Source organism: Zhouia amylolytica AD3 (assembly GCF_000511935.2).
In the GTDB taxonomy this organism is placed as follows: Bacteria; Bacteroidota; Bacteroidia; order Flavobacteriales; family Flavobacteriaceae; genus Zhouia; species Zhouia amylolytica.
The window spans coordinates 496,186-514,647 of the sequence record NZ_AYXY01000023.1; the positions used below are offsets into that span (position 1 = coordinate 496,186).

Annotated in this window: 16 protein-coding genes; 9 read left to right on the forward strand and 7 right to left on the reverse strand. The window is 38.0% G+C overall.

What is annotated here, in order from left to right:
* Nucleotides 1–61: 61 nt before the first annotated feature.
* The 6 genes from P278_RS12950 to P278_RS12975 form a co-directional block, all read right to left on the reverse strand.
* Nucleotides 62–1,687: a sulfatase gene (locus P278_RS12950; protein WP_235444289.1), complete on the reverse strand. Its 1,626-nt coding sequence runs from the start codon at nt 1,685–1,687 to the stop codon at nt 62–64.
* Between the two features lie 91 nt (nt 1,688–1,778).
* Nucleotides 1,779–3,224, reverse strand: a complete 1,446-nt coding sequence (pyk, locus tag P278_RS12955; protein WP_038267552.1) for a pyruvate kinase — start codon at nt 3,222–3,224, stop codon at nt 1,779–1,781.
* Entirely contained in the window at nt 3,217–3,696 is a 480-nt protein-coding gene (locus P278_RS12960) for an IPExxxVDY family protein (RefSeq protein WP_038267555.1), read from the reverse strand. The genes pyk and P278_RS12960 overlap by 8 nt, the downstream gene beginning before the upstream one ends.
* A gap of 101 nt (nt 3,697–3,797) precedes the next feature.
* A complete protein-coding gene (rnc, locus tag P278_RS12965) occupies nt 3,798–4,538 on the reverse strand; it encodes a ribonuclease III (protein WP_038267559.1) in 741 nt (246 codons plus the stop codon).
* A gap of 14 nt (nt 4,539–4,552) precedes the next feature.
* The gene (gene fabF / locus P278_RS12970; protein ID WP_038267561.1) at nt 4,553–5,803 is read right to left on the reverse strand and encodes a beta-ketoacyl-ACP synthase II; all 1,251 of its coding nucleotides are present in this window, start codon (nt 5,801–5,803) and stop codon (nt 4,553–4,555) included.
* 100 nt (nt 5,804–5,903) lie between these two features.
* Nucleotides 5,904–6,137, reverse strand: coding sequence for an acyl carrier protein (locus P278_RS12975; protein WP_038267563.1), 234 nt, complete (start codon nt 6,135–6,137; stop codon nt 5,904–5,906).
* Between the two features lie 180 nt (nt 6,138–6,317).
* On the opposite strand from P278_RS12975, the gene purN reads away from it, so the two are divergent.
* From purN to P278_RS13010, 7 genes are all read left to right on the forward strand, one after another.
* The gene (gene purN / locus P278_RS12980; protein WP_038267565.1) at nt 6,318–6,881 is read left to right on the forward strand and encodes a phosphoribosylglycinamide formyltransferase; all 564 of its coding nucleotides are present in this window, start codon (nt 6,318–6,320) and stop codon (nt 6,879–6,881) included.
* Nucleotides 6,874–7,353, forward strand: a complete 480-nt coding sequence (rnhA, locus tag P278_RS12985) for a ribonuclease HI (RefSeq protein WP_038267568.1) — start codon at nt 6,874–6,876, stop codon at nt 7,351–7,353. Before purN ends, rnhA begins: the two co-directional genes overlap by 8 nt.
* A 145-nt stretch (nt 7,354–7,498) precedes the next feature.
* Nucleotides 7,499–7,999, forward strand: a complete 501-nt coding sequence (locus P278_RS12990; protein ID WP_394331298.1) for an START domain-containing protein — start codon at nt 7,499–7,501, stop codon at nt 7,997–7,999.
* Nucleotides 8,000–8,029: 30 nt separating this feature from the next.
* Nucleotides 8,030–8,956, forward strand: coding sequence for a PfkB family carbohydrate kinase (locus P278_RS12995; RefSeq protein WP_038267573.1), 927 nt, complete (start codon nt 8,030–8,032; stop codon nt 8,954–8,956).
* A gap of 72 nt (nt 8,957–9,028) precedes the next feature.
* Nucleotides 9,029–10,927, forward strand: coding sequence for an amidophosphoribosyltransferase (locus P278_RS13000; protein ID WP_038267575.1), 1,899 nt, complete (start codon nt 9,029–9,031; stop codon nt 10,925–10,927).
* 662 nt (nt 10,928–11,589) lie between these two features.
* On the forward strand, nt 11,590–12,378 hold the full coding sequence (locus P278_RS13005) for an HAD-IIA family hydrolase (protein WP_038267578.1): 789 nt from the start codon (nt 11,590–11,592) through the stop codon (nt 12,376–12,378).
* A complete protein-coding gene (locus P278_RS13010; protein ID WP_038267582.1) occupies nt 12,375–13,265 on the forward strand; it encodes a carbohydrate kinase family protein in 891 nt (296 codons plus the stop codon). Before P278_RS13005 ends, P278_RS13010 begins: the two co-directional genes overlap by 4 nt.
* Nucleotides 13,266–13,312: 47 nt before the next feature.
* Here P278_RS13010 and P278_RS13015 read toward each other — a convergent pair whose 3' ends face one another.
* Nucleotides 13,313–13,921, reverse strand: a complete 609-nt coding sequence (locus P278_RS13015; protein WP_038267584.1) for a superoxide dismutase — start codon at nt 13,919–13,921, stop codon at nt 13,313–13,315.
* Between the two features lie 122 nt (nt 13,922–14,043).
* Between P278_RS13015 and P278_RS13020 the strand changes: the two genes are divergently transcribed.
* A complete protein-coding gene (locus P278_RS13020) occupies nt 14,044–17,166 on the forward strand; it encodes a UvrD-helicase domain-containing protein (protein ID WP_038267586.1) in 3,123 nt (1,040 codons plus the stop codon).
* 71 nt (nt 17,167–17,237) lie between these two features.
* Nucleotides 17,238–18,431 (forward strand): glycine C-acetyltransferase, encoded by a 1,194-nt coding sequence (kbl, locus tag P278_RS13025; RefSeq protein WP_038267589.1) that lies wholly within the window; start codon nt 17,238–17,240, stop codon nt 18,429–18,431.
* Nucleotides 18,432–18,462 lie beyond the last annotated feature (31 nt).

Genomic DNA, 18,462 nt, shown 5'->3' on the forward strand with positions numbered 1-18,462 from the left:
CAAAAAAAATAGAAGCGCTGACTTTTTAAGGTCAGCGCATAAATATCAGCAATGTTTTTTATTAATCTACCGTCTGACTACCCCACCAATCTTTATTCGGTTCAAAATCTTTTTGCAGCATTTTCTTTCGCTGCTTTTCTAATCGTGGTAAGAGTTTATTTTTATAATTATCAAGCCTAATTTGAGCTGAATCTGGATTGTGCATCGGATCTTTTTCAGGAAATTTTGCATTAACCGACTTCAGCCAATCCATTAATTTATTTTCCAATTCATTTGTTAGTTCAACTTGACTTTCTGACAGATTCGCTTGTTCAGAGGTATCGGTCTTCAGGTCGTAAAGTTCATTATGACCATCTTCCCAATAATGTATCAGTTTCATATTGCCATCTCTGATAATTGAATGCGGTTCTCCTCCCTGATTGCCATAATGTGGATAGTGCCAATACAAAGGTCTTTCGGCAATGGTATTCCCTTCGAGTAATGGCAACAAACTAACACCATCCTTATGTTCCTGAGGTTTCAGTTCTTGTCCGGCCAGGGCCAATAAGGTTGGGTACAGGTCTGCTCCCGTAACTGGCGTGGTGGTTTTTACCCCATTATTCTCCATCCATGGAACATGTATGAAAAACGGAACTTTAGTACCTCCTTCCCACTGATATCCTTTCCCTCCCCGAAGCGGCAAAAGATTCGTTGAATAATTATCGCCTGAAACAACACCGCCGTTATCGGAGACAAAAACAATGACGGTGTTCTTATCTAATCCATTCTTTTGTAATATTCCATGAACATATCCTACAGCCTCGTCCATTTGTTCGACCAGTCCGGCATATACAGGGTTATCTTGTTTTAATCTGTAAGGCAGTACTCTTTCCATTTTAAACCCAACACTATCTATGCCCATAGCCTCCGCTTTATTTCTATATTTTTCCCATTTCAATTTGGTGGTTTGTATCGGACCATGTACGGCGTAAAAAGAAAGGTATGCCAAAAAGGTGGTGTCTTTATTCTGCTCAATAAACTTTCCGGTCTCTTTTGCCAGTTTCATAGACAGGCTCATCCCCTTTTCTTCGGGTTCATCTGTTAGGTATGGATTATTAAAAGGGGAAAAGTATCCGCCACTATAGGGGCCACCCGGAGCATATCCTCCAGCATTTACATCAAATCCGTGATCGGTTGGTAATGATTTTTCTTCTTTTGAACCCAGATGCCATTTACCTGCAAAAAAGGTTCTGTATCCGGCTTCTTTTAGCGCTTCCGGTAACACTTTATTATCAAACGGCAGGTGATTTTTATATGCCGGGGGCAACAATTTTGAGAACCTATTCATTTTTCTCCAGGATTTTCCTGAAGGAGCTCCAATATAGTCGGTAATTCCGTGGCGCGCAGGGAATTGACCAGTCAACAAACTTGCTCTTGATGGACTACAAACGGCGCAGGTGGTATAGCCATTTTCGAAAATCATACTTTGATTGTATATACTGTCGATATTTGGGGTCTCATAGAATTGACTACCCATACAACTTAAATCTGAATAGCCCAGATCGTCAACCAGTATAAATAAGAAGTTCGGTTTTGCTTTATTGTTATAATCGTTCTGGCCTCCCTTATTTTCTTTACAGCCTACCAGAAAAACAAAAAGGACACCTACTATTGCCTGTGAAATAAATTTAATTTTCATCTTAGTCATCAAAAAAATGGTTGGTTTATAAAAAACAAAAGCCTGTTTCTATATGACTAGAACAGGCTTAGTATTATTCATATAATTTTCTTCAAAATTATTACTCGAAACTACATTGTTCTATTTCTGTTACTCTCAGGGTGTTTACCATTCCTTTTTCTTTGATTGGCATAGCCGCAAGACTAATCATCATGTCACCTACATTAAGGAAACCTCCTTTACAGGCTATTTTATTCACATCTTCGATAGTTTCATCCGTACTCACATATTTATCGTAGTAATATGCTTTAACCCCCCACAGAAGACTCAGCTGGTTTAAAATTCGCTTATTCGAAGTGAACACCAAGATATGAGCACTTGGTCTCCATGCTGAAATTTGAAAAGCCGTATAACCACTATTGGTCAATGTCGAAATTACTTTGGCATTGATTTCATTGGCCATGATAGCGGCATGATAACAAACTGATTTAGTAATGTATCTTTTTGTTCTGATGTGAGGTGGTTCCTGAGGCACTTTAATTAAGCTTGAATGCTCAACACTTTGAATAATGCTGGTCATTCGCTCAATTACCTGAACCGGGAACTGTCCGACTGAGGTTTCTCCTGATAACATTACCGCATCGGCACCATCCATAACGGAGTTAGCAACATCATTCACCTCTGCTCTGGTTGGCGTAAGGCTGGTGATCATGCTTTCCATCATTTGCGTAGCGATAATAACCGGAATTCTAGCTTTTTTAGCTCTTAAAACCAATTGTTTTTGAATAAGAGGTACTTCCTGAGCAGGGATTTCAACACCCAAATCTCCACGGGCTACCATTAATCCGTCACAATAGGCCACAATTTTATCAATATTCTCTACACCTTCAGGCTTTTCTATTTTGGCTATGATAGGAATTTTATATTCTGAATGTTCATTGATCAACTCCTGTAATTCCATTAAGTCCTGGCTATGGCGCACGAAAGAAAGCGCAATCCAATCCACTTCCTGGCCAATGGCAAAAATTGCATCCTTAACATCCTTTTCTGTTAAAGCTGGTAACGAAACATTTGTATTAGGCAGGTTCACCCCTTTCTTCGATTTTAAAGGACCTCCTTGTACAACTTTGGCCTTAACTTCGGCTTTTCTATCAGTTGCAACAACCTCAAAAATAAGCTTCCCATCGTCTAACAGAATGCGTTCTCCTGGGTTTACATCCTTCGGAAAGGCGGCATAATTCATATATACGCGTTCCTTGGTACCTTCAAAAGGCTTTCCTGTTACGAAGGTTATTTCATCATCTTTATCAACAACCACATCCTCCTTCATTACCCCTACGCGTAACTTAGGCCCTTGTAAGTCTGCCAGTATTGCAGTATTGTATCCGTACTCTTCGTTTAATGAACGTATGATTTGTATACGTTCTTTTACATCTTCATAGTCTGCATGAGAAAAGTTAATTCTAAATACATTTACTCCTGCTTCGATCATTTCTTTAATGACCTCTTTCTTACTTGTTGCCGGCCCAAGGGTAGCAACAATTTTCGTTTTTTTCCTGTTAGGCATTACTCAAGAAAATTAAATTATTTTTAGATTTTAGTTGGTTTGGATCTATAGCGTAAGCAGTAACCACGTGCGTTAAATCATTAATAGCCTTAATAGCTGCTTTTAGCTGATAGAAAAAATCTCCATTATCAATTTTTAAAAAATAGTCTACCTTTTTATACTCTGGTATCAAATACTTTACAACGGTTGTTGACTTTACGCCAAACAAGTCCGCGTCTCTTGTTTCATTTGCAACAATTTTAGAGACATTTGTGATCAGATGCCAAGTTGTATCGGTAGTTTCATCATTATGGTGAAAAGTACTAAAGCTTGCATCCTCAATATAGCTAAAGTCTTCTTTGGTTCTTTTTAGCCTCAAAGACAACTGATGATTTATGAAATAAGCCAACCTGTAATCCTTTAGGGGACTATGGATGGCTATTAAAGAATAACTATGTTCATATAAATCATCTAAAAGTTTATGTACAGCCATAGTAATTACACCGAAATGTAAAGATATAATTCTAGAACAGACTAAACAACTTTTAAAGTACTGTTTAAAGCGACGTATTTTACGAAATCGTTATAGTTTTGTTATTTAGAGTCTATCTTATGTTGCAATGCGAAATACGCTCTCTTAGCAGCTCTTTCTTCGGCCTTTTTCTTGGATGTTGCTCTTGCCTTAGCCACTATTTTTTTATCGATAAAAAGTTTGACTGCGAAGTGTTTTATAGATTCATTTCCTTCGTCTTCATAGGTATCGAATTTAAACGATTTTTTTTCTTTCTGACACCATTCGATCAAGAGACTTTTATAGCTAATTACTTTACCTTCCAGCTTTTCGATATCAACATAAGGTCTGACAACTCTTTTCCTGATAAATCGCTCGCAATAGCGATATCCTTTATCTAAGAAAATTGCACCAATGAGTGCTTCAAACACATTACCGTGAATATTTTCGCCATAATGTTCTTCGGGAATATTGCTTTTAACGTAACGAATTAGTCCGAGGTCTCTACCCAATTCATTGAGATGTTCTCTACTAACTATTTTCGATCGCATTTTGGTTAAGTATCCTTCATCACCCTGAGGAACTTCTTTAAACAGATAATCTGAAATTACGGAGCTGAGCATTGCATCTCCCAGAAATTCGAGACGCTCATAGCTAATAGGATTTCCAGCTTTATCTTTTTTATTCATCGACCGATGAACAAATGCATATTTGTAGTACTCAATATCGTCGGGTTTAAAACCTAACATTTTCTTGAGTACCAAAAAAAAATTCCCGTCATCATCTGAGCGGGAATTCAATATTTTTCGAACTATTCTTTTCAAAACAATCTCTTGTTCTAGTCTAATTTCTTAAATAAAACGCATGCATTGTGGCCGCCAAAACCAAATGTATTACTCATAGCTACCTTTACATCGCGTTTTTGAGCTTCATTAAAAGTGAAGTTCATTTTACTATCGATCTTTTCATCGTATGTTTCGTGATTGATCGTAGGTGGCACTACTCCATGAACAATGGCCATAATAGAAGAAATAGCCTCAATGGCTCCCGCTGCTCCTAGTAAGTGACCAGTCATTGACTTTGTAGAATTGATATTAATGTTATAGGTATGCTCACCAAACACTTCTTTAATTGCTTTTGATTCAGCAACGTCACCTAAAGGTGTTGAAGTTCCGTGCATATTAATGTGATCTACATCCTCAGGATTAAGACCAGCATCTTTTAAGCAGTTTCTCATTACATTCTTAGCACCAAGTCCTTCCGGGTGTGGGGCTGTCATGTGGTGTGCGTCAGCTGAAAGTCCACCTCCAGCGATTTCACAATATATTTTTGCACCTCTGGCAACGGCGTGATCATAATCCTCTAAAATAATCGCTCCGGCTCCTTCTCCTAACACAAAACCATCGCGGTTTGCATCGAAAGGCCTGGAAGCTGTTTTAGGATCATCATTACGAGTTGAAAGTGCATGCATAGCATTAAAACCTCCAATTCCTGCTGCAGTTACAGCTGCTTCAGAACCACCAGTCACTATGATATCGGCATGCCCCAATCGAATGTAGTTTAAAGCATCGATCATAGCATTTGCTGAAGAAGCACAGGCAGAAACTGTTGTAAAGTTAGGACCTCTGAAACCGTGTTTAATCGATATTAATCCCGGTGCGATATCTGCAATCATTTTAGGTATAAAGAAAGGATTGAACCTAGGGGTTCCATCACCTCTACCAAAGTTCAAAACTTCTTCCTGAAAAGTTTCCAATCCGCCAATACCTGCACCCCAGATAACACCAATTCTATCCATATCGATCTTTTCAAGATCTAATTTAGAATCTACGATTGCTTCATCTGAAGCCACCATTGCATACTGTGCAAATTTATCTAAACGTCTTGCTTCTTTGCGATCGATAAAATCGGTTACCTGGAAGTTCTTAACCTCACAAGCAAATTGAGTTTTAAATTTAGACGCATCAAAATGCGTTATGGGTGCGGCACCACTAACACCTTTTTGAAGCCCATCCCAATATTCTTGAAGATTGTTACCGATGGGTGTCAAAGCCCCTAAACCTGTGACTACAACTCGCTTAAATTTCATATAAAGTAAATTTCTTTAAATCTATTTTTGATATAAATAACCAAAAAATTTATTCGTGCGTTGCACGAATAAATTTTTGCTTTCTACTATGATAAAACAATTATTTTGTCTCTTCTATGTATTTAATTGCTTGCCCTACCGTAGCAATGTTTTCCGCCTGATCATCAGGGATTTGAATATCGAATTCTTTTTCGAATTCCATAATTAATTCTACGGTGTCTAATGAATCTGCACCTAAATCGTTTGTGAAGCTAGCTTCAGGCACAACCTCGTTTTCATCTACACCTAATTTGTCTACGATAATCGCCTTTACTCTTGATGCAATGTCTGACATAATCTTTTAGTTTTAAAATTTAATTGTTGGCAAAAATAAAAAACTTTGGTTTAAAAAATCATTTTCGCGCTAAAATGTGCTTTTAAAGTTAAAAAAATAAATTCAACTTAATGGTTTTCTAACTTTAGAATATGAATTATTATTCTTTTTTTTGTCCCTTAAACAAGCTCTACCAGTAGAATGAAAAGCATTGCTATTTTAGCCTCAGGCTCCGGAACTAACGCAGAAAACATCATACAATACTTCCATAGTAAGGACACTGCTTCGGTTAATTTAATTTTAAGCAACAACAAAAACGCAAAAGTTCTCGACAGGGCTACGAATCACAAAATACCCGCATTCTATTTTAACCGGAAGGCTTTTAACAGTGATTTGGTGGTTTCGTTACTCAAAAGTGTAGAGCCAGACATTATAGTCCTGGCTGGGTTTTTATGGAAAATCCCTCAAAATCTTATCGATGCTTTTCCTCAAAAAATTATAAACATCCACCCTGCATTACTTCCGAAATATGGCGGAAAAGGGATGTATGGGATGCATGTTCATCATGCCATTGTAGAAAACAAGGAAAAAGAAACAGGCATAACCATTCATTATGTAAACGAACATTATGATGAGGGTGCCATTATTTTCCAGGCGAAAACAACAGTTTCGGAAAAAGACACTGCTGATGATGTAGCGAATAAAGTACATCAATTAGAATACGAACACTTTCCACAAGTTATCGAAAAGCTACTTCATGAATAATTTTGACGTACATATATATACGGATGGTTCTTCCCGTGGAAATCCGGGTCCGGGAGGATATGGCATTGTCATGGAATGGGTAGGAAAGCCCTATAAGAAAGAATTCTCTGAAGGCTTTAAGAGGACCACTAACAATCGCATGGAACTCTTAGCTGTTATTGAAGCCTTAAAAAAGCTTAAAAAACCCAACTTAAACATATTAGTCTTTACAGACTCTAAATATGTTGCTGATGCAGTGGAAAAGAAATGGGTCTTTGGATGGGAAAAAAAAGGGTTTAAAGACAAAAAGAATCCAGATCTATGGATTGACTTTTTAAAAGAGTATCGCAAACATCATGTGAGATTTCAGTGGATTAAAGGCCATAACAATCATTCACAAAATGAGCGCTGTGACTTTTTAGCTGTGGAAGCTTCCAAAAAAGAAAACCTGCTTACGGACCATGGTTTTGAAAACCAGCAAACCCTACTGTAAAAACAAAATACGGTGTGATTTCGTACCTTTATAAGTATTTCACACCTCATACGATGAAACCATTCTTGATTTTCACATTGATCCTCTCCTGTTTTTTAACTCAGGCGCAAGACTGGGAATTAAAAAAAACAAAAATGAGATAAAGATTTACACGCGAAAATCAGACACTTCTGAAATTAAAGAATACAAAGCGGTCATGAAAGTCAACTCGAGTATGCAGAAAGCACTCGATGTTATCACAGACGGCAATTCGGTTTTTGAATGGACTCACAACACCTCAGCAAGCAAAACCCTTTCTGTCATTTCTGAAAACGAACTCATTATATGGATCAAAAATGATATGCCCTGGCCTGTACAGGACAGGGATCATATATCGAGGCTTTGTATTGAACAAAACGAAAACACTATATATATTGATCTATTACCCGGACCTTCCGGGGAGATGCCCCTTGACGACAATTGCATACGGATCACCAATTTTAAAGGCGCATGGATCATAAAAAAAGTAGATCCGACAACCATCGAAGTTACTCAAAGAATGTATGGAGACCCTAATGGAAGTATCCCTCTTTGGTTATTAAATTCCATGTTAGCGACTCACCCATACCATTCTTTTCTAAACTTAAAGGATATACTGGAAAACTAACGTATATTTGCAAAAAATTTAAATGCTGGTATGAGCAAATTATTGATAGTAGGCACGGTTGCCTTTGATGCTATTGAAACTCCTTTTGGTAAAACCGATAAAATACTTGGAGGGGCAGGAACTTATATTGGACTTGCAGCTTCACAATTCGGTATAAACTCAAATATTGTATCTGTAGTTGGGGGTGATTTCCCGGAAGACTATCTTGAAATGCTGCAGGATAAAAACATCGAAACTACGGGTATCGAAATCGTCAAAGAAGGTAAAACCTTTTTCTGGAGTGGCAAATACCACAACGATCTGAACTCCAGGGATACCTTGGAAACACAACTTAATGTTCTTGCCGAATTTAACCCGATTGTCCCTGAAGATTACAAGGATGCTGAAGTGGTTATGTTAGGAAATTTACATCCGAGCGTCCAAATGAGTGTAATTGAACAAATGAGCACCAAACCAAAGCTTATTGTTTTAGACACCATGAATTTCTGGATGGACAACACTTTAGAGGATTTATTAGAGGTTATTTCAAAAGTAGACGTCATAACCATCAATGATGAAGAGGCCCGACAATTATCAAATGAATATTCGTTGGTAAAGGCCGCCCAGAAGATTCATGAGATGGGACCAAAATATGTAGTGATCAAAAAAGGAGAGCACGGAGCCTTATTGTTCAATGATGAAAATGTATTTTTTGCTCCGGCCCTACCTCTAGAGGACGTATACGACCCTACTGGAGCTGGTGACACGTTTGCAGGAGGTTTTGTGGGTTATTTATCCCAAACCAAAGATTTTTCATTTGAAAACATGAAGAACGCCATCATACACGGTTCAAACCTGGCATCGTTTTGCGTTGAAAAATTCGGAACGGAACGGATGGAAAATTTAACTAAAAAAGAGGTCTATACGAGATTGCAACAGTTTAAAGAACTAACGCAATTTGATATAGAATTATCATAACAGTAAAACAACTGCCCTGGAATTTTCGGGGTTTTATTTTTTAAGAAACGTCCATAATATAACAAAACAGCAATGAGTGACGCTATTAAACACGAATGTGGAATTGCCCTGGTAAGACTTTTAAAACCATTAGAGTATTACAAGGAGAAGTATGGAAGTGCATTTTATGGTATAAATAAAATGTACTTAATGATGGAAAAACAGCACAACCGAGGACAAGACGGTGCAGGATTCGCCAGTATTAAGCTTGACATGAAGGCCGGTGAAAGATATATGAGTCGGGTGCGTTCGAATCAGCAAACTCCAATTCAGGACATTTTTAATCAGATCAATACCCGAATAAACAACACCCTAACTGAACATCCAGAATATCAAAACGATATTTCGGCCCTAAAAAGCCAAACTCCTTACTTAGGAGAAGTAATGTTGGGGCATGTTCGTTATGGTACTTTTGGAAAGAACAGTATAGAAAGCGTACATCCATTTTTAAGACAAAACAACTGGATGCATCGTAACCTTATTGTTGCAGGGAATTTTAACATGACCAACGTTAATGAGCTTTTTGACAATCTGGTTCAATTGGGTCAGCACCCAAAAGAGAAGGCTGATACCATCACGGTTATGGAAAAAATCGGTCATTTTCTAGATGATGCAGTTGCCAAGCTTTACAAGGAGATCAAAAAGGAAGGCTTTACCAAAATGGAGGCTTCACCTTTAATTGCGGAAAGACTTAATGTTGCCAAAATCTTAAGGAAAGCTGCGAAGAACTGGGATGGTGGATATGCTATGGCGGGCTTACTTGGCCACGGTGATGCCTTTGTTTTAAGGGATCCTGCAGGGATCAGACCTGCCTATTACTACCAAGATGATGAAGTTGTAGTTGTAGCATCGGAACGACCTGTTATTCAAACGGTATTTAATGTAGAATTTGAAGATGTTCACGAGTTAGATCCAGGGAAGGCGATCATCATAAAGAAGAACGGTAGTGTTGCCTTTAAAAAAATCCTTAAACCATTAGAACGCAAAGCATGTTCATTTGAGCGCATTTATTTTTCAAGAGGTAGTGATGCAGAGATTTATGAAGAACGTAAAAACCTTGGAAGACTTTTACTTCCTAAAATTTTGGAGAGTGTTAACGATGATCTTGACAATACCGTGTTCTCATACATTCCGAATACAGCGGAGACCTCTTTTTATGGAATGGTAAAACAAGCTCAGAACTACCTTAATAAAAGAAAAGAAGAACTGATTTTGGCGGAAGGCGCTGACATTACTAAAGAAAGACTACATGAAATCCTTTCTGCTCGTCCGCGTATTGAAAAAATTGCAATTAAAGATGCCAAGCTAAGAACGTTTATCACGGAAGACAGTAGTAGAGATGATTTAGTGGCCCACGTTTACGATATCACTTATGGTTCTGTAAAACCAACCGATAATTTAGTAATTATTGACGACAGCATCGTTCGTGGAACTACGCTTAAAAAGAGTATTCTAAGAATTCTTGACAGACTACACCCTAAAAAGATCGTTGTAGTTTCTTCTGCTCCACAAATAAGATATCCTGACTGTTATGGTATAGACATGGCACGTCTTGAAGATTTAATTGCATTTAGGGCTGCTTTAGAACTTCACAAAGACAGAAACACTTATAATATCGTTGAAGAGGTATATGAAAAATGCCAGGGTCAGATCGATTATAAAGATGTGGATGTGATCAATGTAGTAAAGAAGATTTATGAGCCTTTTACTGACGAAGAAATTTCTGACAAAATAAGTGAATTATTAAGTCCGGAAGGCATAAATGCTGAAGTTAAGATCATTTATCAGTCTGTAGACAACCTTCACAAAGCGTGTCCTCACAATCTGGGCGACTGGTATTTTACCGGGGATTACCCCACTCCGGGCGGGAATCGCGTGGTTAACCGCGCATTCATAAACTTTTTTGAAGGAAAAAAAGACAGAGCATATTAGTATATGATTAAGATTTATTCAACCATGCATTTCATCGGATTTTTTTGCACTTTATCGGATTGATAAGGTGTGAGAATCCTCTTTAATCTACATTTGTTGTCACCATAGCATAAGTAGGTTAAGTTCATGGTAAGATTTGGGGCAAGAAAGGCAGGATTCATTCCTGCCTTTCTTATTTTTATTCCACTCTGTTGACTATCAAAAAGTTACATCTCGTATTCTTTTAAGACCCCAAAAACACTTTATCTAAAATTTAAGTATTACATCTGTTTTATTTCAACAACCATAGTCTGACATATTAAATTTACATCACCATAGCATAAGTAGGTTAAGTTCATGGTAAGATTTGGGGTATGAAAGGCAAGATTTAAATCTTGCCTTTCTGTTTTTATATCTATTACATTCGACTGAACAAATACTCCAAAACAAATCATCTTCTGTAGATTAAAAAATAAAGACCCTTATACTTAAAAGGTTGTACAAGTTCTAAAAAGCCAGGTCTTATTTTAGAATATATTCATTAACGGCGAGTCTAAATTATAAGTATCGAAAATCTAAACCCTCATATTAAATTAAGGGGCAGATAAGTTATAATTACAAAGGAGTATGCGTAACTTTATTCTGATTTTATTTTAACACAAAACAACCTAATACAACAACGAATGAAAAAAGGATTTTTGATCGACATGGATGGTGTTATCTACGGTGGTGATGAGATGATTCCGGGAGCTGATAAATTCATTGCTACCTTACAAAAAGAAAACATTCCTTTTCTTTTTATGACCAACAATAGTCAGCGCACTCCACTTGATACGGTAAACAAAGTAGCTCGTATGGGGATTAAAATAAAGGAAGAAAACGTTTATACCAGTGCTATGGCAACTGCTTCCTTTCTTTCATTTATGAAACCTAATGGTACTGCGTATGTATTGGGAGAAGGCGGACTAACTACCAGCTTGCTTCAAAAAGGGTATACTACAGCCAACTCTAATCCAGATTTCGTTGTGGTCGGAGAAGGAAGAAATTTCACATTGGAAATGGTTAACAACGCGGTAGACATGATACTTTCCGGAGCAAAATTAATTGCCACTAACCTGGATCCTTCGCCAAAAAAGAAAGGATGGTCGAATTTAGGCATTAAGGCGGTTGTTGCCATGATTGAAGAAGCTACAGGAAAAAAGGCTTTTTCGGTAGGCAAACCAAGTCCGGTTATGATGCGAGCAGCCCGTAAATATCTCGGATTGGAAGCCAGAGAAACTATTATTATAGGCGATACCATGGATACTGACATTCTCGGAGGAGTCCAATTGGGGTATACAACCATACTGACTTTATCCGGAGTCTCTAAAAGCGATATGCTTGACGACTATGCGTTCAAACCTGACATGATTGTAAATTCTGTAGCAGACATCGACCTGAAAAGCGCTTTAGAATTAAAGCACGGACAATGAGTAACACATTAAAAGGGGTCAGTTTTGGAGAAATTTTATGGGATGTTTTCCCTGATAAAAAGAAAATTGGCGGGGCGCCTCTCAACGTTGCGCTCAGGATGCAATCTTTAGGATGCAACATGAGTATGATAAGTGCTGTTGGTGATGACACAGACGGACAGCGTTTAATTTCATTCTTACAGGAAAACAAGGTTGAAACCCATGAAGTTCAGATCAGGCAAGAATTAGTTACCGGAAGTGTAACGGTAACCTTAGACAAACGAGGCACTGCTTCTTACAGCATCAACCACCCTGCAGCATGGGATAAAATAGTCTTGACAAAAACCAGTAAGGAAACTGTTAAAAATGCTGATGTGATTGTTTTTGGAAGCTTGGTCTGCAGAGATAAAACCTCAAGGGAAACGCTATTAGCCTTGCTGGAAATTGCGCCTTTCAAAGCATTTGATGTCAACTTAAGACCTCCGCATTACAGTTTTGAAATTCTACAAACGCTGATGGAGCAAGCTGACTTTATCAAGTTTAATGACGAAGAGCTTTTGGAGCTTTCTCAGTATATGGGCTCGACCGACACAGAGATCAAAAAGAACATCTTATTCATATCCGAAAAAACAGACACTGCTTCAATTTGTGTCACCAAGGGCTCCGCGGGTGCTGAACTTTATTGGAATGGCACTTTTTATGCTCATCCGGGATACAGTATCGACGTTGTTGACACCGTGGGTGCCGGAGATTCTTTTTTAGGAGCTCTGTTAACGCACCTTCTCAACAATGTCTCTCCAGGAGAATCTCTAGACTACGCATGCGCTATTGGTGCACTAGTAGCTTCCAGACAAGGAGCCAACCCAAAGCTAACATCCTTAGCGATTGAATCGCTCAGAAGAAAATAAAAATGGCGGGAAGATTCCCGCCATTTTTTATTCCTAAACAAGAATTATTATTTGTTTGCTGCGTATAATTCGGCAACTTTATCCCAATTGATCACATTAAAGAAAGACGAGATATAATCAGGTCTTCTGTTCTGGTAGTTCAGGTAATATGCATGCTCCCATACATCAAGCCCTAATACCGGGAATCCACCACATCCAATACCAGGCATCAAGGGATTATCCTGGTTTGCTGTAGAGCAAATTTCTACTTTCCCTCCTTTATGAACACAAAGCCATGCCCATCCAGATCCAAATCTAGTCGCTGCAGCATTTGAGAAAGCTTCCTTAAAAGCATCAAACGAACCGAATGCATCATTAATTGCTGATGCCAGTTCACCTGAAGGCTCTCCTCCACCGTTTGGTGACATTACTTCCCAAAATAAGTTATGGTTGTAAAACCCACCACCATTATTTCTTACTGCAGTGTTGTTCATATCCAAACCTGTAAGGATTTCCTCAATAGACTTGCCAGCAAGGTCAGTTCCTTCAACAGCTCCATTTAATTTAGTAGTATATCCGTTGTGATGTTTCGTATGATGAATCTCCATTGTACGTGCATCTATATTTGGTTCCAATGCATCGTATGCATACGGCAACTTAGGTAATTCGAAAGCCATAATTTTATAATTTTTTATAATTAATAATTAGTAAATCAATCTTAGCTCAAAGTTAAGGAATCGAGGATAATTATTCGTTAAGTTCTTATAAAGATTCATTATTTTGCAATAAAATTTTCGCATTGAACGCTACTTCACCACAATTTCTTATTTATAATGCCTCTGCAGGTTCAGGAAAAACCTTCACACTTGTTAAAAACTATCTGAAAATCCTTTTAGGAAGTAATAACACTGATACTTTTAAGCAGGTCTTAGCCATAACCTTTACCAATAAAGCTGTCGCTGAAATGAAGACAAGGGTTGTTAGCAATCTTGAAGAATTTGCATCCAAAGCATCCCTTGAAGAACCTTCAGATATGTTTACTGCGTTGGCAACAGAGCTTAATCTTGACAACAATACCCTACACACCAGAGCATCAAAAGTATTAGAGCGCATATTACACAATTACGCTTTTTTTGACATTGTAACTATCGACAAATTCAACCATCGATTGCTCAGGACTTTCGCCTTCGATTTAAAGCTCCCTTCTAATTTTGAGGTAGCCCTTGATACTGATATGATCCTTCAACAGGCGGTAGACAATTTAGTTTATCAGGCAGGCAATGAAGAACTCCTTACGAAAACATTGATAGATTTTGCACTTGAAAAAGCGGATGACGATAAGAGTTGGGATATTACCCGTGACCTAAATCAAATTGGCAAACTACTAATGAATGAAGTTCATTTGGAACACATTCACGAACTTGGAGATCGATCTTTAAAGGACTTTGCAGACTTAACCAGGCAGATTAAAAAATTAAGAAACACCCTAAGGGATGAAATCATAAAAAAAGGAGAAGAGGCACTGGCACTACTCCACAAAAATAATTTAGACGCCAGGTGTTTCTCCAGGGGCACTTTATACAATCACTTTAAAAAAATATCACAAGGGGAGTTAGATAAACTATATGAAAATAAGCTGGAGGATTCCCTGTCCGAAAACAAGAGTCTCTATCCAAAGAGCGTTTCAGAGGACATTGCTACCACCATTGACGGTCTGGTTTCCGTTCTTTACGAAACTTTTTTAGCGATCAAAAATCAAGTTTATCATTTAGACTTTTTAGACAATTTTTACAAGAATCTTGTTCCTCTTTCACTCCTTAATGCCATTAACCAGGAACTTGAGAAGTTAAAGGAGCAAGAAAACATACTTCTAATTTCAGATTTTAATGAAATCATCTCCAAAGCCATTGCCAATCAACCGGCTCCTTTCATCTACGAGCGTATAGGTGAAAAATACAAGCACTATTTTGCCGATGAGTTTCAGGATACTTCTGAAATGCAGTGGAAAAACATACAACCGTTAATAGCCAATGCACTGGAAAGTGAATCTCTTGCAGGTAAAAAAGGCAGTTTATTAATCGTGGGAGATGCTAAACAGGCTATATACCGATGGAGAGGAGGAAAAGCCGAACAATTTATAGAATTATACAATTGCCATAATCCTTTTCAAGTGGAAAAACAGGTTGAGAATCTACCAAAGAATTACAGAAGCCACACCGAGGTAGTCAACTTTAACAACTCATTCTTCAGGCATGTTTCTCAACATCTGAACAAACCTGAATATCGCGATCTGTTTGAAACTAAAAGTCACCAGGAAACGAACCAAAAAAAAGGAGGGTACGTCAGTCTTACCTTTCTCGAAAAAGAGGCCTCGGATAACGAGGCGTACTGCGAGGCCACATTAGAAACCATAAAATCTGTACAGGCCAAGGGTTACAGCCTTAAGGACATTTGTATTCTCACCCGAAAAAAGAAGGAAGGATTGGCTATTGCACATTTTTTAAGTGAACACAACATACCCATTATTTCATCGGAATCTCTTTTATTGAAGAACGACATCAGAATTGATTTTATAATCAATTTAATGCAATTCAGTGTTGTTCCGGAAAATAAGGAAACGCAGGTAAGGCTACTTCATTATCTGGCTCAGAAAAAAGAGGTTTCAAACCAACATGGGTATATTATTGAAGGGCTCAAAGATTTTAATTCATTTTTATCAGGTGAAGGTTTTAGCAGCAATGAATTTTCAGAACTTCCGTTACTCAACGCCATCTCCTATGCCATCAGCAGCTTCAAACTGAACAATTCTTCGGATGCCTATCTGCAGTATTTTCTGGATGTGATTTTAGAATTCAGTCAACAAAACAGTGGATCGATAACGGATTTTTTAGCTTATTGGGAGAAGAAAAAAGACGTTTTAAGTATTATTGCCCCTGAAGGATTAAATGCTATTCAGTTAATGACGGTGCACAAATCAAAGGGCCTTGAATTTCCTGTGGTTATTTATCCATTTGCTCATTCAAACATTTACGAAGAAATTGATCCCAAAATTTGGTATCCTTTAAATGAGGATATTTTCGGTATCAAAACAGCCTTGCTCAGTAAGAATAAAAAAATGGCCTCTTACAGCGAATTAGGGGAAGCTTTGTATACTGATGATCACACCAAGCTGGAACTCGATCAATTTAATGTTCTATACGTAGCTTTAACACGTGCTGTTAAAGAGTTGCACATCATTACCCGTAAGGATCTGAGCAGAAATGGCGAGGAATCCTTATCTTATTTCTCCGGTTTGTTCATTAATTTCCTTAAGAGTACCGGAAAATGGTCGGATGAACAGTGTTATTATTCATTTGGAACAACGGATGAAGCTTTGTCGGAAAAGGTCTCGGCAGAAAATAACCATCCTGTGATTCCGTTTAATGTTCACGCCACCTATCAGTCTTCACTGAAACTGGTTACCAAAGCGGGTTCGCTTTGGGAAACGCATCAACAAGAAGCTATTGAAAGAGGAAACCTATACCACAATCTTTTGGCAGAAATAAAATATGCATCACAACTCGAAGAGGTAATTCAAGAAGGCCTGTTAACAGGCATCTTGCGTGAAGAAGAACAAGAGATTGTAAAACATCAATTAAAGAGATTGATGGAGCACCCAATTCTGGAGCCGTATTACTCTCATGAATACACGATCTTAAACGAAAGAGAGATATACACCTCAGATGGAAAATCATTGAGGCCGGACAGGATTGTAATAAAGCATCAAAAGGTCATTTTAATAGATTACAAAACAGGCTCCATGAGCAATCGATATATCAATCAGTTAAACACGTATGCCAATGCCCTAATTTCAATTGGATATGAAGTGGAAAAAAAACTCATAGTATTTATCGATAAGGAGGTAGAAATAATTGAGGTTTAATTACTGCTTTGGAAAGATGTTAGTATTTTTGTGCCAAGTAAATTAACAACCATTACATTAAACACAGAGATATGTACGGAAAAATTAAAGAACATCTTCAAAACGAACTTCAAGAAATAAAAGATGCCGGACTATACAAAAAAGAAAGAATCATTACCAGTCCGCAGGATGCGGTAATTAAAATTTCTACAGGGCAAGAAGTCATCAACTTCTGTGCGAACAATTACTTAGGACTTTCATCACACCCGGAAGTGATACAGGCTGCAAAAGACACTATGGACAGTCATGGGTTTGGTATGTCGTCGGTACGTTTCATTTGTGGAACTCAAGATATACACAAGGACCTCGAGCAAAAAATAGCTGATTTTTACGAAACTGAAGACACTATATTGTATGCTGCGGCATTTGATGCCAACGGTGGCGTATTTGAACCTTTACTAGGTCCGGAAGATGCTATTATTTCAGACTCTTTAAATCATGCTTCCATTATTGACGGTGTTCGTTTATGTAAAGCGAAGCGTTTTCGTTATGCAAACAATAATATGCAAGATCTTGAGGAAAAGCTTAAAGAAGCAAACGCAAGTGGTGCACGTTTCAAAATTATAGTTACGGATGGTGTATTTTCGATGGATGGATTAGTTGCTCCTCTTGATGAAATTTGCGATTTGGCAGACAAATATGATGCCCTTGTAATGATCGATGAGTGTCATGCTGCAGGCTTCATAGGCGAGACCGGAAGGGGAACTTTAGAGGAAAAAGGAGTAATGGGCAGAATTGACATTATAACCGGTACTTTAGGTAAAGCTTTAGGTGGTGCTATGGGTGGATACACAACTGGTAAAAAGGAAATCATCGAGATTCTTCGCCAGCGCTCAAGACCTTATTTATTCTCGAATTCCTTAGCTCCGGCAATTGTTGGTGCCAGCATTAAGGTATTTGACATGCTATCGAACGACACAGAACTTAGAGACAAACTCCAGTGGAATACGGAGTATTTCAAGAAAGGAATGAAAGAAGCGGGTCTTGATATAATTGATGGTGATTCTGCGATTGTTCCTGTAATGCTTTATGACGCCAAACTCTCACAAACCATGGCTGATAAGCTACTAGAAAGAGGAATTTATGTAATTGGATTCTTCTATCCAGTGGTTCCAAAAGACAAAGCAAGAATCAGAGTTCAGCTCTCAGCGGCCCATACAAAAGAGCATCTAGACAAGGCTATTTCTGCGTTCAAAGAGGTAGCAGAAGAACTTGAAATCATCTAATTGATTGTCAGATTTATCACGATGATAACAA

What these genes read in the sequence shown, in the direction of transcription:
- fabF (WP_038267561.1), bottom strand. Translation starts at nt 5,803, where the DNA reads ATGAAATTTAAGCGAGTTGTAGTCACAGGTTTAGGGGCTTTGACACCC.
- P278_RS12950 (WP_235444289.1), bottom strand. Translation starts at nt 1,687, where the DNA reads ATGACTAAGATGAAAATTAAATTTATTTCACAGGCAATAGTAGGTGTC.
- P278_RS12995 (WP_038267573.1), top strand. Translation starts at nt 8,030, where the DNA reads ATGAGCAAATTATTGATAGTAGGCACGGTTGCCTTTGATGCTATTGAA.
- P278_RS12960 (WP_038267555.1), bottom strand. Translation starts at nt 3,696, where the DNA reads ATGGCTGTACATAAACTTTTAGATGATTTATATGAACATAGTTATTCT.
- kbl (WP_038267589.1), top strand. Translation starts at nt 17,238, where the DNA reads ATGTACGGAAAAATTAAAGAACATCTTCAAAACGAACTTCAAGAAATA.
- purN (WP_038267565.1), top strand. Translation starts at nt 6,318, where the DNA reads ATGAAAAGCATTGCTATTTTAGCCTCAGGCTCCGGAACTAACGCAGAA.
- P278_RS13010 (WP_038267582.1), top strand. Translation starts at nt 12,375, where the DNA reads ATGAGTAACACATTAAAAGGGGTCAGTTTTGGAGAAATTTTATGGGAT.
- P278_RS13000 (WP_038267575.1), top strand. Translation starts at nt 9,029, where the DNA reads ATGAGTGACGCTATTAAACACGAATGTGGAATTGCCCTGGTAAGACTT.
- P278_RS12975 (WP_038267563.1), bottom strand. Translation starts at nt 6,137, where the DNA reads ATGTCAGACATTGCATCAAGAGTAAAGGCGATTATCGTAGACAAATTA.
- P278_RS13015 (WP_038267584.1), bottom strand. Translation starts at nt 13,921, where the DNA reads ATGGCTTTCGAATTACCTAAGTTGCCGTATGCATACGATGCATTGGAA.
- P278_RS13005 (WP_038267578.1), top strand. Translation starts at nt 11,590, where the DNA reads ATGAAAAAAGGATTTTTGATCGACATGGATGGTGTTATCTACGGTGGT.
- rnhA (WP_038267568.1), top strand. Translation starts at nt 6,874, where the DNA reads ATGAATAATTTTGACGTACATATATATACGGATGGTTCTTCCCGTGGA.
- pyk (WP_038267552.1), bottom strand. Translation starts at nt 3,224, where the DNA reads ATGCCTAACAGGAAAAAAACGAAAATTGTTGCTACCCTTGGGCCGGCA.